15 protein-coding genes are annotated in these 12,817 nt (G+C 46.0%); 9 read left to right on the top strand and 6 right to left on the bottom strand.

What is annotated here, in order from left to right; translation table 11 throughout:
• Positions 1-10 precede the first annotated feature (10 nt).
• The 4 genes from spoVAC to DCMF_RS10975 are packed head-to-tail and all read left to right on the top strand — an operon-like array spanning position 11 to position 2,099.
• Complete coding sequence (gene spoVAC, locus DCMF_RS10990) at positions 11-490, top strand: stage V sporulation protein AC (RefSeq protein ID WP_148134474.1); 480 nt, start codon at positions 11-13, stop codon at positions 488-490.
• Between the two features lies 1 nt (position 491).
• Positions 492-1,496 (top strand): stage V sporulation protein AD, encoded by a 1,005-nt coding sequence (gene spoVAD, locus DCMF_RS10985; RefSeq protein WP_148134473.1) that lies wholly within the window; start codon positions 492-494, stop codon positions 1,494-1,496.
• 15 nt (positions 1,497-1,511) lie between these two features.
• Positions 1,512-1,865 carry a stage V sporulation protein AE gene (gene spoVAE, locus DCMF_RS10980; protein ID WP_148137843.1) on the top strand — a complete coding sequence of 118 codons (354 nt, stop codon included), beginning with the start codon at positions 1,512-1,514 and terminating at the stop codon, positions 1,863-1,865.
• 30 nt (positions 1,866-1,895) lie between these two features.
• Positions 1,896-2,099 carry a DUF1657 domain-containing protein gene (locus DCMF_RS10975; protein WP_148134472.1) on the top strand — a complete coding sequence of 68 codons (204 nt, stop codon included), beginning with the start codon at positions 1,896-1,898 and terminating at the stop codon, positions 2,097-2,099.
• A gap of 43 nt (positions 2,100-2,142) precedes the next feature.
• Here the strand turns inward: DCMF_RS10975 and DCMF_RS10970 are convergent, their stop codons facing one another.
• Positions 2,143-2,523, bottom strand: a complete 381-nt coding sequence (locus tag DCMF_RS10970; protein WP_148134471.1) for a hypothetical protein — start codon at positions 2,521-2,523, stop codon at positions 2,143-2,145.
• Between the two features lie 165 nt (positions 2,524-2,688).
• Between DCMF_RS10970 and DCMF_RS10965 the strand changes: the two genes are divergently transcribed.
• Entirely contained in the window at positions 2,689-3,582 is an 894-nt protein-coding gene (locus tag DCMF_RS10965; RefSeq protein ID WP_148134470.1) for a DMT family transporter, read from the top strand.
• Positions 3,583-3,628: 46 nt separating this feature from the next.
• Here the strand turns inward: DCMF_RS10965 and DCMF_RS10960 are convergent, their stop codons facing one another.
• The 5 genes from DCMF_RS10960 to DCMF_RS10945 all read right to left on the bottom strand — a co-directional run bounded on the left by DCMF_RS10960 (position 3,629) and on the right by DCMF_RS10945 (position 8,418).
• Positions 3,629-4,357, bottom strand: a complete 729-nt coding sequence (locus DCMF_RS10960) for a VWA domain-containing protein (protein WP_148134469.1) — start codon at positions 4,355-4,357, stop codon at positions 3,629-3,631.
• A gap of 266 nt (positions 4,358-4,623) precedes the next feature.
• The gene (locus DCMF_RS29195) at positions 4,624-4,770 is read right to left on the bottom strand and encodes a hypothetical protein (RefSeq protein WP_214659267.1); all 147 of its coding nucleotides are present in this window, start codon (positions 4,768-4,770) and stop codon (positions 4,624-4,626) included.
• A gap of 107 nt (positions 4,771-4,877) precedes the next feature.
• Positions 4,878-5,813 carry an EamA family transporter gene (locus DCMF_RS10955; protein WP_148134468.1) on the bottom strand — a complete coding sequence of 312 codons (936 nt, stop codon included), beginning with the start codon at positions 5,811-5,813 and terminating at the stop codon, positions 4,878-4,880.
• A 308-nt stretch (positions 5,814-6,121) separates the two neighbouring features.
• Positions 6,122-6,955, bottom strand: a complete 834-nt coding sequence (locus tag DCMF_RS10950) for an S-layer homology domain-containing protein (RefSeq protein ID WP_148134467.1) — start codon at positions 6,953-6,955, stop codon at positions 6,122-6,124.
• A gap of 86 nt (positions 6,956-7,041) precedes the next feature.
• Entirely contained in the window at positions 7,042-8,418 is a 1,377-nt protein-coding gene (locus DCMF_RS10945; RefSeq protein ID WP_148134022.1) for an IS4 family transposase, read from the bottom strand.
• A gap of 424 nt (positions 8,419-8,842) precedes the next feature.
• Here DCMF_RS10945 and DCMF_RS10940 point away from each other — a divergent pair, with 424 nt between their 5' ends.
• The 4 genes from DCMF_RS10940 to DCMF_RS10925 all read left to right on the top strand — a co-directional run bounded on the left by DCMF_RS10940 (position 8,843) and on the right by DCMF_RS10925 (position 12,811).
• Positions 8,843-10,024, top strand: coding sequence for a cation diffusion facilitator family transporter (locus tag DCMF_RS10940; protein ID WP_148134466.1), 1,182 nt, complete (start codon positions 8,843-8,845; stop codon positions 10,022-10,024).
• A gap of 97 nt (positions 10,025-10,121) precedes the next feature.
• Complete coding sequence (msrB, locus tag DCMF_RS10935) at positions 10,122-11,072, top strand: peptide-methionine (R)-S-oxide reductase MsrB (RefSeq protein WP_148134465.1); 951 nt, start codon at positions 10,122-10,124, stop codon at positions 11,070-11,072.
• A gap of 201 nt (positions 11,073-11,273) precedes the next feature.
• Positions 11,274-11,918 carry a TetR/AcrR family transcriptional regulator gene (locus tag DCMF_RS10930; protein WP_148134464.1) on the top strand — a complete coding sequence of 215 codons (645 nt, stop codon included), beginning with the start codon at positions 11,274-11,276 and terminating at the stop codon, positions 11,916-11,918.
• An 11-nt stretch (positions 11,919-11,929) separates the two neighbouring features.
• Complete coding sequence (locus DCMF_RS10925) at positions 11,930-12,811, top strand: ABC transporter ATP-binding protein (protein ID WP_148134463.1); 882 nt, start codon at positions 11,930-11,932, stop codon at positions 12,809-12,811.
• The last annotated feature ends 6 nt before the right edge of the window (positions 12,812-12,817 follow it).

The following is a 12,817-nucleotide window of genomic DNA, read 5'->3' as shown; positions in this document are numbered from 1 at the left end:
AGGTGATGTCTTGTCCAACAAAAAAAAGAAAAGGTTAGCGCCCACCCAGCAGGAATACCAGGCTTTTGCCAAAGCCCGGGAGCCGAAGCGGCCTGTCCTGGTAAACTGCGTAAAGGCCTTTTTGCTCGGCGGCTTGATCTGTACCATCGGTCAAGGTTTACAATGGTTTTTTATTACTTATTTTGATTTTACCGGGGAAACGGCAGGGAATCCTGCTACGGCCGGAATCATCATGCTGTCTGTTTTATTGACCGGACTAGGCGTTTTTGATCATATCGCCCAATGGGGCGGGGCCGGAAGCGCGGTACCTGTGACCGGATTTGCCAATACCATCGCCTCCGCGGCCATCGAGCACCGGAGCGAAGGATATGTCCTGGGGGTAGGAGGAAATATGTTTAAAATTGCCGGGCCGGTTATTGCCTATGGTGTTTTTTCCGCCTTCGTGGTGGCCATCATCAAACTAACAATTCAAGCGCTAGGTGGCATGTGACATGATTCAGGGACATTGTACGTGGGTATTTAAATCCAGACCGGTGATTCTCGCCTCAGCGGCGGTGGGCGGACCCTTTGAAGCCCAAGGAAGTCTGGCCGACGATTTTGATATCCTCCATGATGATATTTGGTTAGGTCAGACCAGTTTCGAAAAAGCGGAGAAAACCCTCTTGGAGCAAGCCTGCGAACAGACCATCCATAAAGCGGCATTAAAAAAAGAGGATATCCAGTTTTTTCTGGCCGGCGATTTGATGAATCAAATCATTTCCAGCAGTTTTGTGGCCCGGACCCTGGCCGTCCCTTTTTTAGGTGTCTACGGAGCCTGTTCCAGCGCCATGGAAGGATTGTCCCTGGCCTCTTTGATTGTGGACAGCCGGTGCGGCGATCATGTGCTCGTGGGGACTTCCAGCCATAATGCAGCGGCAGAGAAGCAGTACCGCTACCCCACAGAATATGGGGCTCAAAAGCCGCCTACCGCACAGTGGACGGTTACCGGGGCGGGAGCAGCGCTACTGGGCCAAAAGGGTATCGGTCCCAGGGTCACCTCGGCCACCATTGGCCGGGTGGTGGATATGGGAATTTCCGACCCCTTTAATATGGGCGTCGCCATGGCGCCGGCAGCAGTTGACACCATAGAAGCCCATTTCCGGGACCGGCATCTTTCCCCTGACTATTATGACCTGATTGCCACCGGTGACTTGGGTAGAGTTGGCCATCGCATCGCGGGAGATTTGTTAAGCAAACACGGCCTTGACATTCCCCCGGAGATATTTACGGATTGCGGGATTCTGATTTATAAAAACGATCAACCGGTCATGGCCGGAGGCAGCGGTTGCGCCTGTTCCGCCACCGTGACCTACGGGCACTTTTTGAAACGGATGGGCCGGGGAGAATTAAAAAGAATTTTAGTCATTGCCACCGGGGCGCTGCTCTCTCCCCTGTCTTACCAGCAGAAGGAAAGCATTCCCTGTATTGCCCATGCGGTATCCATAGAAAGTGAGTAGGAGGAAGGCCTCTTGATGGAGAAATTTATTTGGGCTTTTATCATCGGCGGAGGTATTTGTGTCGTAGGACAAATTATGATGGATGTTTTCCGGCTTACCCCCGCCCATACCATGAGCACTTTGGTCGTGATCGGCAGTATTTTGGGCGGGTTAGGCCTCTACGATCCCCTGGTAAAGTTCGCCGGGGCGGGCGCCTCCGTACCCATTGTCAGCTTTGGCAATTCTCTGGTCAAAGGGGCTCTCTTGGAAGCTCAAAACACGGGGATTATCGGGGTGCTTACCGGAATCTTCGAAGTAACCAGCGCGGGAATTTCTGCGGCGATCATTTTCGGTTTTATGGGGGCCTTAATTTTCCGCCCTAAAGGCTAATTCTTATTTTTAGGAAAGGGGGTGAGGTTCATGACCGTAGGAACCCAAATGCAGCAGGCCATCGCCAGTGTCCAGAGCGCAGCCGCCAGTATGAAGACCTTTGCCTTGGAAACTCAGGATGTTCAGGCCAAACAAACTTTTGAGCAATTGGCAAAAACCCTGGATACTGCCGTAGGCACCTTGCAGCAACGTCAGAAATATATCGAGCAACAGGAACCCCAGTACAGGCAATAAAAAAATTTAGGAATTATCTCCATCGATAATTCCTTTTTCATATTCAGTCTTCTGATTCCGACGAGGCATGCCTGATATTCTTTTGGTACCCGATTACTTCATGGGAGAGAACGGTAATTAAGAGGAGAAAACAAAGGGCGGCATCAATAAATATGCGCTGGGATGTCTGAGGTCCCAGACCCTGTACCAGACTGAGGAAAAAAAGGGCGAAAGCAATGGGCCGATGCCTGAATAACATGAAGAACAAGCCAATCAGGTAAAAGATATTCATGAGCTGAATCCCTGGGTGCTGGGAAAGCAAACCGGGATTTTTCAACAATGCCAGGCGCTCAACAGGGTCAATAATTCCCCCTGCTTCGTAAACGGCAGCCATAATCAGCATAAAAGCAAAAAGATAGTGTTTAACGGCAGCGTATCGATTCACAGGTAACTCCTTACAATTTTATAACCGGGATTATTCCCGGTTATTTTTTCTTATACCCTTTTATTATATCATAAAAACCGGGAGAGAACTATGCCGGGAATTAAGCCTTGATTCAGAGGAAGGAAAAGGAATATACTGAAGGGGAAGTCTTTTTTGGGGTGAAATATGAACGAAGAATTGACAGTACTGCAACAACCAAATAAGGTGGACAGCGGCCAGGCCCTGGCCTATACGCTCCTTTTTCTGACCGCTTTTAGCTGGGGGCTTAGTACGGTTTTGAGCAAAGTATGTATCAGCGCCCTGCCTCCGGGCCATATTTTAATGGTGCGGGCGGCCATCGCTACGTTGATTTTGTTTCTGGCTTCCCCGCGCAAAATTTTAAAAATGGGACGGGAAGATTTAAAGACAGGTCTATTACTGGGGCTGATTGTTTTTTTCGCTTATTATCTGGGGATTGCTTCTTTGAAATATACCAGTGCGTCCAAAGCAGGATTTCTCATGGCACTGAATGTGTTATTCGTTCCTGCCGCCGAAGCGGTACTGAAAAAGAGGCTGCCGTCCAAGTGGGTGGTGACCAGCGTGCTTATTTCCCTGGTGGGTTTGAAATTTATTTCCGGAATCAACGGGGGAAGCTTTAATTTCGGTGATTTGCTTGCTTTTTTCTGTGCCGTGGCTTACAGCGTCTATACCATTTGTCTGGATCGGTTTGGCCGGGATAAAGATGATTATGTTCTTTCGTTTATTCAGGTTGCCGTACTCGCGGTTGCCGCGTTTTGCGGGGCTTTTTTCCTGGAGGGTTTCCATCTGGGCGCTGTTCAGGCCAATTTACTGCCCCTGCTGGTCATGGGTGTATTTGGGACCGGGGCAGCAACCTTGTTTCAGACAAAAGCCCAGAAAACCGCCAGCCCGGAGAGTGTGGGCATCATTCTTCTGGCAGATCCCATTTGCACCTTGGTTTTGGCAGCTGTTTTTCTGCACGAGACAATCCTTTTTTCCGGGTTGATCGGGGGCGGGCTGATTGTGCTTTCCTGTATCATCGCCATTGTGAAAAAGGTGTAGCTCCTTGGCAAGCATGGGAAAATTACCGCCTGATTTGACTTTCTTATTATGCGACACAGGAGGTCCGGGGAATAATCCCTTTTATTTTTGCTTCTTTTTCCCAGAGCAGGTATTTATTCAGCAAAAGATCGTACAATCTTTCATGAAAAAGAGAACTATTGAGAGAAATGCCTAAGAAACCGGTATTGTCGGCGCACTGCTGGGAAAAGGGGTTTTGAGGGAGAAAATCCCGCTGCAGGCTGCATTCTAAAGCAATAAACTGCCAATATAGATTGAACTTGGCGCTTTCTTGAAGTAACGGGCGGTATTTTTCCGGGTCATAGCCATCGCCGTTGGTGATAAGAAAGACCAACCGGGAACCATTGGCCTTGTTTTCTTCCAGGTGGTTGGCAAGAATGCGATTCATCACGGGGAAGAAATTCCGACCGCCGCATAAAGGGAAGGGGTGTTTCGTGATGATTTCGTCAATGATGTAATTGTATAAATTGCTTTCCGAAACCGGGGCTTGGCTTTGGATGCCGTCGGAAAATGTACTTACAGGCAAGGTCTTGTTTTCGTTAAAGATCAGGGCAAAGGGCAGCAGCATTTCCACGATGGTTTGCATCGTGCCGTTTTTATACAGGGAGGGCATAGAGCCGGACTTATCCAGGGCGATTTCTACCTGGATTTTTGAATTCCAGGCCTCTTTTTTGGTCAGGCAGGTCTCAAAAAGGATTTTTCTCATGTTCAGGTCTGCGCTGACTTTTTCTTTCAGCACATTTGTGTTTGTCTTCATTTTTTCACAACTCCATTACGTAAATTTTTCACGGGATCATTGTAGCATGGTAAATTGTTTGGAAACAATAAGCCGCAGCATAATTTAACTCAAAAATAACCCCATATTAACAATCAAAATAGTGTGCCGGGTGCAGCCTGAGCAGCAAAAATGCCCTGCCGAGGGGATCGGCAGGGCACAGAAAGAGGGGTATGGGATTGAACAGACCGTCGATCAGAAAAGATGAGCACCGGGGCAATCCCTTCCATGATCAGAGGGCAGGCCAACTATTGGCCGGACCCGTTCCCGCAAGGTTTGGAGGGGTTCTGCCGGCTTTCTTTGGCGATGGCGCATTCTTCACATAATTTTTCTCCGTTTACCGCATAACTTTCATGATCTTCAATTTCTTGACCGCACTTGGCACAATTTAGCATCGTACATCGCTCCTTTATAATAATAGTAATTATTACTAATAAGAAATTCGCGGAACAGGCTCAAATTCCTTCTTGAAATAAATTAATTTTGAACAAAATTTTCTTTACTAATGGGAGGTTTGAGAGGGAATTTGTGAAACCGGAGCCGTATTTCTCTTTCTAGCGGAATACTGCACGAGAAAAACACCTGCCAAAATGACGAAGGTGCCGAGGACAACAAAGGCTGTAATCGGCTCGTGGAGGATCAGGCTGCCTAAAAACATGGCCACCGCCGGGTTTATGTATGCATAGGTGCCTACCCGTGCTGCCGGCCAGACATTAAGGAGGTAAATATAAGCACTGTACCCCAGAAGAGAGCCGAAAAATATCAGGTAAAGTATGGCCAGAACACCTTGCGACGTAAGGGAAAGGTGTCCGGCTTCACCGAACAAAAATCCGGTCAGCAGCAAGCCTGCACCGCCAGCCAGCATTTGTATACTGAGATTGATTTCAACGGATCCGGTGCTGCCGATTCTGTTGGAGTAGACCGAACCGGAAGCCCAGAAGAAGGCTCCGGCAAGGATAATGATTAAACCTTTTAAGGGCAATTTCAGGTTTTCCAGACTCGTAAACACCAATAAAGCCACTCCGACAAATCCGATGCACAACCCTAGCCATCCGGACCAGTTCAGCTTTTCTCCCCCCGGGAGAATTAGTCCGAAAGCAGCCATAAATAAAGGAACCGTGGCAAAGAGCAAGGCGGCCACGCTGGAACTGATCCATTGGGAGCCCAGCATCACCAATCCATTACCGCCCAAGAGCAGGAAGAGACCAACCACTGATTGCCGGCCGATTTGGACCCGGTTGGTGAAAGGCAGCCCTTTGAGCCGGGCATAGGCCAACATAATCAATCCCGCGATCACAAAACGGACCCCGGCAGATAGGAAAGGGGGCAAATCAAAAACGGCAATGCGGATGGCAAGGTATGTTGATCCCCAGATAACGCAGACTGTCAGATAAGCAAGGATAGGAAGTCTTTCTGACGCCAAATTTATTTTTTCCATAAATATTCTCCTCATATTTACTCATAATTCATGTATAACTTTAGCATAAAACCGGAAACCCTGCAGCAACTATTGCACGCAGGGTTTCCGATTAATTTGAAATCTATTGAGCCGAACTATTCCGCAGGCATAATTACCAACAGAACCCACCTTGAAATAAGGTGGGTTCTTTAGTAGCCAATTATTTACGCATCCGGCAGTGGCCGGGAATGGAGTCCGGCCACGGGAGCAAAGTATTTATGTCGGCCTTATCACTAAGATCCATGTTGGGCCTTTTTTCAAACAAGTATGGAGATACTCAAAAAATATTATTGTTGTTTAAATGTTTCAAATGCTCGCTTGACCAAAACAATCCCTTGTTCTCTTGTAGCGTTTCCTTTTGGATCTACTTCATTATTTCCTACACCAGTCAATATGCCTTTATTATTCATGAAACCCACTGCTTCCAGCGAAGATACGGAAAGCTCTTCCTTATCTTCAAATGTAACTTCGTATTGTCCATCAATTAAATCAGGATCAGCAAGTTGTATTGTCCTATAAAACATTGTTGCAATTTGCTCTCTCGTAACTAAATTATTGGGAGCAAATTCAGTCTCAGTTACACCTGTAACAATTCCTAAAAGATTGGCTTTTAATATCTCCGGATTTTCAGTATCAACAAAGGGATTGACTTCCGGAAGTTCAGCTGTTTTACCGGATAACTCTTCATACAGCCTTACTGCTAATTCAGAAAACTCTTCTTTGGTAATATAATTGGTATAATTTCCGATGACTTTTTCACTAAGTAGATTATATTCTGCTGCCTTTTTTATTTCTTCCACAGCCCACCCACTTGCTTCTGCATATATATCAATTTCGTCTATATCAACATCTTCATTTTCATCTTCATAAACATCTTCATTAACACTTTCATCTTCATCAACATCTTCATTAACATCAGCATCCTCATCAGCATCAACATCTTCATTTTCATCGTCAATTGCATCTATGTCTGCATTTTCTTCTTGGTCATTGACAATTTGATCTTCTGCAATGTTTTCCCCCCCATCAGCAAAAACTGTCGGAACACCCAAACACATGACTGCCATCAAAACAAATACTATCAACAAACTCCACAAACTATTTCCGATTTGCCTTTTCATAAAATATCCTCCTTTGAAAAATAAGTTTTATTAACACAACTTTCCCAGCTGTTAATATCTGATTGATCTTTGAAAAATCTATATAGTTACGCACACAACAATAATTTTTGTTTTAAAGGATGTGGTATCGCATTCAAAAATGTATTCATAATCTCGTCAGCCATTTCCTGACTGAGCAAAGGTAACTGAGTTAGAACTTGACGAAGGGTATTAACCAGCAACATTAGAGATTGCGAGAGTTTTATGTCTGCCAGTTCTTCTCTAAGGTAGTAAAATAAATCACCTAACGTTCTATCATCAGTGGCGTTTCTAGCTTCCTGTGATAACATGGCATATCTAAGGAATACGATGGATGTTGTAGCCACTTGCATGTCGTAACTGCGGCCTTGGTACTCTTTAGCCAAGGAAAGATATGACTTGCAAACCTTGAAGAAAACTTCTATATCCCAACGCTTTCCATAGATTCGAACGATTTCTTCCTCACTAACGGAAAGATCGGTACAAAGAAGGGCAAGCCAATTATCAGATCGGCGGTCTTTTATAAAGACAATTCTAGCATCAATAAATTCGTCAGAAGGTGCTGATTTATCTTCTCTAAGTTTGATGCAAGCCGAACCGATGATATTTTTAGAATCAGATAGTTTAATCCTCTGGTATATATCTTTGACATTCTGCCACTGACCTTGGTATTGATAATGGACTTTTTCTGTAATACGGATCATGCCTATGACATCACGATGCTCTTTTTTTACGCGGATCACGGTCTTGGGCATGGTGAACCAGCTATCAAACAGCACAAATTTTGCTGGTATGTCCTTAGCGTCACGAAGAAGGGTAAGCATGACATCAAGAGTTGACTGCCTAGCTTGATCCCGACGTTTGTAAGCAAGAGTCCGTTTGTCCATGGACTTGGCCTCACAAAGCACATTTTCGTCCTTAGTTGAACTTAACAATTTGAAGGAAATAGGAAGAAAGGTGTTCCCGTCGGACCAGCCCAAAGTTAACATTCTGAACCCTTTACAGAATTTATGGCTGGTGTGGTCAAACACTTTTGCCAGCAACTCAACCTTTTTACTACGATTACGGCTAAAAAGTGAGTCATCAAAAATAAGTACGGATTGACGATTCTGTTCGGTTAGCCGATCAATGAGCAATATTAGGTGTGTCATTATCAGTTGAAGTAGCTTTTCCCAGTTGAAACGGCTGTTGTTAAGGAATCGATAAGCAGTATTTTTCTTAAAAGATATATTTTCGCTTTGTAGGGATAAGGTTCGATAGAGATTTTTACCGTAAAAGACCAGCGAAAATAATTCTTTCAGCATTGTAGTACAGTGGATACCCGACTCTTTGTAGAAATTGCATTTAAGCAGCATTTTTGAAAGGTTTAACTGGGTGAAAAAGCAATCAATACGAGACTTAAGCATCTGGTCGCTACTTGTTTTTTCTGATATAATACTGGTCATGGGAAACCTCCTAGCGGCTGGTATTATTGGGTTTTGGTCGACTTCAATTATACCATTCCGAGGGGGTTTTCTGTTATTTTAATGTGCGTTTACTATATGAATTTTTCAAAGATCAATCTAAATTGACGGTGGGAAAGTTGAGTTATTAATAATATAATTTAGTTTCGTTACAGACTTATTGCCCAATCATGTCCATTTGTTTCCAATTTTCATTTTGTTTGTAATCTTTATCGGCAGGGCAAAAGGACAGGCTTATTTTATTATATATACCAGAGATTAACAAATAAGATAGAACATCCATCCCCGTGCCCACAAAGCTTTTTATTATACTCAGGATTGTCAAAATCATGAAAAGGAATTTGGCCGCACTCGACGAATTTAGATTTAGAATAATACCTATGTTGCTTAAGGAGTGGACACCGTTATGACCCAGCTTTTACTAAAAATTTTTATCAAAAACATGAACAATATGGAGGACAAAAAAGTACGTACTGACTGTAGTTTGATGGCCAGTGTTGTGGGCATCATCTTAAATCTTTTGCTTTTCGGCGTAAAAATTACCGCCGGCCTGGTCACAGGCAGTATTTCCGTTCTAAGCGATGCCTTTAACAGCTTGTCCGACTCCGCTTCCTCGATTATCGGTTTTTTCGGGACGAAGATATCGAGCAAACCGGCAGATGAAAATCGTCCCTTCGGATATGGCCGTGTGGAATATCTTACCTCAATGGTCATTGCCCTTGTGATATTTACCATCGGGTGCAGCCTGGGCTACTCTTCCGTGAAAAAAATTTTTGCCCCGGAAGAACTGCAATTTTATTGGTGGGCCGCTGTCCTGCTCCTCCTGTGCCTTGGGGTGAAACTCTGGCTGTTTGTATTCAACAGAAGCTTGGCAAAACTGATCAATTCCTCCATCCTTAAAGCAAGTGCTCAGGATGCCCGGGGGGATGCCGTTGTCACTGCCACAGCTCTGATGTCGGTACTTGTTGAGAGATTTACGGGATTCCAGATTGACGGCTATGTCGGTGTGGCAGTCGCATGCTACGTTGTTTATTCGGCAGTGCTTTTACTGAAAGAAACCGTTGCTCCGGTGATCGGAGAGGCGGCGGAGAATGAAATCTATGAAAAGGTCAATGGACTTGCCACATCTTTCGAACCTGTCCTGGGCACCCATGATTTTGTTCTGCATAATTACGGCTCCCTCTATCATATGGGGACAATTCACCTGGAGATACCCAGCGAGATGAGCTTTGAATCTGCCCACGAAGTTGCGGACAAGATTGAACAGGAAGCCTTAAAGAGATTCAACCTCCATCTGGTCACCCACATGGATCCTTTATTCGTAAATGATGAAGCGGTACGTGAAAAGCGTGATATGATTGAGCGGATCGTCCTGTCTCTGGAGCCCTGTGTCTCACTGGCCGATTTTCGCATTGTGGCAGGTAAATACCGCATATACTATGTTTTCGATCTGGCGGTGCCCCATGGTTATGATGAAGACCAAAGACTGAATCTGAAACTGGATATTATGGACAGAGTGGAACATGAAGATGAAAATGTTCTGCCTGTAATCAGGATGACGACAAGTTTTGTGAGCAAGGAACATTAGGAGGAAACAGGGATAAAGCCGATAAATCGGGAGATAATGATGGATAATCCTCCTAGCGTAAAGCTGGGGAAATAAAGGAATAAAGGGGAATGCCCCAATGGCGGAAATATATCTGGCCGGCGGTTGTTTTTGGGGGATGGAAAAGTATTTGGCCTCCATTTCTGGTGTCCGCTCTACGCAAGTGGGCTATGCAAATGGCAAGACTGAGCATCCTAGCTATGAAGATGTCTGCTATCGGCATACCGGACATGCGGAAACGGTACGTGTAGACTATGATCCCCAAATTGTGCCGTTGGAATTTCTGTTAGAATTGTATTATGAAGCGGTGGATCCGCTTTCCCTCAACCGGCAGGGCGGAGACAGGGGTGTGCAGTACCGCACCGGGATCTATTATGTGGATGAAAATGACCTGCCCGTGATTCAGCGTTCCCTGGCCCAAGTGCAGAAACGTTTTGCCAAGCCGGTGGTCATCGAGGTAAAAGCTCTGGAGAATTTCTGGGCGGCGGAAGAATATCATCAAAACTATCTGGATAAAAATCCGGGAGGCTATTGCCATATCGGCAAGGACAAATTTGAGAAGGCGGCGGGAGCTGTGATCAACCCGGTTGATTATCACGTGCCGGACGCTGAAAAGCTGCGTCAAACCCTGAACCCAACCCAGTATGAAGTGACACAGCATAACGGGACCGAGCCGCCGTTTCGCAATGAGTTTTGGGATACTTTCCGGCCGGGTATTTATGTGGATATTACCACAGGGGAGCCGCTGTTTGTCTCCACGGATAAATTCGCCTCGGGCTGCGGTTGGCCCAGCTTTTCCAAGCCGATCGCCCCCAATGTGGTACGGGAAAAAAACGATACTTCCCACGGCATGCGGCGAACCGAGATCCGAAGCCGGGTGGGAGACGCCCATTTGGGGCATGTGTTTACCGACGGCCCGGAGGAGTCCGGCGGGCTGCGCTACTGCATCAACAGTGCCTCTTTGCGGTTTGTGCCCAAGGAAGATATGGCGCGGGAAGGCTACGGATATTTATCCTGGCTCGTTAAGTAAACGATACGCTATTTAGCCAGGCAAAAAGAAATTTAGTCGTGATTAGGCGAAAGTTTATGGATAACGGCATAGAAAATATTCCAGGATGTACACCGGATGGGCGTACATCTTAATTACATCTATTTATTGACTCGTTGAGTCAATTGACGTATAATATGATTGACTATACTGGTCAATATATTTAAGCGGGGTGATTTCTCATTGAACACAAAAGATAATGCGATAGAAGAGCACAAAATCATGGCGGTGGATGCGGACAAACGTGATCGCATCCTAAATGCAGCCATGAAAGAGTTCACGAAGGGATACAAAAATTCCTCAACGGATGCCATCGTCCGGGAGGCAGGCATATCAAAGGGATTGCTGTTTCATTATTTCGGCACCAAAAAAGATCTTTTCCTGTTTTTGCATGAATATGCCTTAAAAATGATCTTAGGGGAGTTTTTTAACCTGATTAACCTGGAACAGCGGGATATTTTGGAGCGTTGGCGCCAGGTGATCCTGCTGAAAATCGATCTTGTCCATAAGTACCCGGCAATTTTTGCCTTTATCACTGCGGTGTATCTGGGCGAGAACGGCGATGTTGCCGGGGACATTGACAAGAGAAAGGCAGCCTTCTCGGAGGCTGTTTACCCAAAACTTTTTTCCGATGTAGACATCTCTCTCTTGAGAGATGATATTGATCCCCAAAAGGCGATCGACGTCATAGTCTTTACCATGGAAGGATATGCTAACAGGGAGGTTAGCCCTGAAAAGACACTGGACGACTATGAGCCTGAATATGAGCGTTTTCTTAAAGAGGTCGATGCATATATCACTTTGCTGCGTAAATGTTTATACAAATAGGGGGTATGATTATGTCTGTGATCAAGATCAGTAAACTTGTAAAATATTACGGCAAGTTTCGTGCTCTGGACGGTATTGATTTAGAAGTACCTCCGGGCGAAGTGTTTGGTTTTATCGGGCCCAACGGTGCGGGCAAATCCACCACGATCCGGATCCTTCTCGGGCTCCTGCGCAAAAACAGCGGCGATGTAACACTGCTGGGGGGAGATCCCTGGCAGGATGCAGTGGCGCTGCACAAACGACTGGCTTACGTGCCCAGCGATGTAAACTTATGGCCGAATCTAACCGGGGGTGAAGTGATCGACCTACTCGGCCGCTTGCGGGGCAGCTTTAGCATGAAACGGCGCAGAGAACTGCTGGAGCTGTTTAACCTGGACCCGGCCAAGAAATGCCGGACGTATTCTAAGGGAAACCGCCAAAAGGTGATGCTTATTTCCGCTTTTGTCTCAGATGTGGAACTGCTTATCCTTGACGAACCCACATCCGGACTTGATCCCCTCATGGAAGGGGTCTTCCAGGAGTGTATCCGTGAAGCCAAAAGAATGGGCAAGACGGTCTTTCTGTCCAGCCATATATTGGCCGAGGTAGAAAAACTGTGCGACCGCATCAGCATCATCAAAGAAGGCAAGATTGTGGAGCAGGGCACACTATCTGAGCTTCGGCATATCGCCAGTACGACGATAGCCGCTGAAACGGCTGTTCCTGCCGAAGGTTTGGCAGCGCTTCCAGGGGTTCATAGCCTGGAGGCCGAGGGAAAACGTGTCCGCTTGAGCGTGGACAATGCCCAGTTAAGTACAGTGATGGCACATCTGGCCCAATATGGGGTCACAGCACTGCACAGCGCGCCTCCTACCCTTGAAGAACTCTTCATGCGTTACTATGCCAACAAGTAAGGAGGG

It is taken from the genome of Candidatus Formimonas warabiya, from assembly GCF_002777255.1.
Taxonomy (GTDB): Bacteria; Bacillota; Dehalobacteriia; order Dehalobacteriales; family Dehalobacteriaceae; genus Formimonas; species Formimonas warabiya.
The sequence above is the reverse complement of the archived record's forward strand: the minus strand, read 5'-3'. Positions and strand labels throughout refer to the sequence as shown.

Coding starts and splice junctions, on each gene's coding strand:
- spoVAD (WP_148134473.1), top strand. CDS start 492: ATGATTCAGGGACATTGTACGTGGGTATTTAAATCCAGACCGGTGATT.
- spoVAE (WP_148137843.1), top strand. CDS start 1,512: ATGGAGAAATTTATTTGGGCTTTTATCATCGGCGGAGGTATTTGTGTC.
- DCMF_RS10975 (WP_148134472.1), top strand. CDS start 1,896: ATGACCGTAGGAACCCAAATGCAGCAGGCCATCGCCAGTGTCCAGAGC.
- DCMF_RS10965 (WP_148134470.1), top strand. CDS start 2,689: ATGAACGAAGAATTGACAGTACTGCAACAACCAAATAAGGTGGACAGC.
- DCMF_RS10960 (WP_148134469.1), bottom strand. CDS start 4,357: ATGAAGACAAACACAAATGTGCTGAAAGAAAAAGTCAGCGCAGACCTG.
- DCMF_RS29195 (WP_214659267.1), bottom strand. CDS start 4,770: ATGCTAAATTGTGCCAAGTGCGGTCAAGAAATTGAAGATCATGAAAGT.
- DCMF_RS10955 (WP_148134468.1), bottom strand. CDS start 5,813: ATGGAAAAAATAAATTTGGCGTCAGAAAGACTTCCTATCCTTGCTTAT.
- DCMF_RS10950 (WP_148134467.1), bottom strand. CDS start 6,955: ATGAAAAGGCAAATCGGAAATAGTTTGTGGAGTTTGTTGATAGTATTT.
- DCMF_RS10945 (WP_148134022.1), bottom strand. CDS start 8,418: ATGACCAGTATTATATCAGAAAAAACAAGTAGCGACCAGATGCTTAAG.
- DCMF_RS10940 (WP_148134466.1), top strand. CDS start 8,843: ATGACCCAGCTTTTACTAAAAATTTTTATCAAAAACATGAACAATATG.
- msrB (WP_148134465.1), top strand. CDS start 10,122: ATGGCGGAAATATATCTGGCCGGCGGTTGTTTTTGGGGGATGGAAAAG.
- DCMF_RS10925 (WP_148134463.1), top strand. CDS start 11,930: ATGTCTGTGATCAAGATCAGTAAACTTGTAAAATATTACGGCAAGTTT.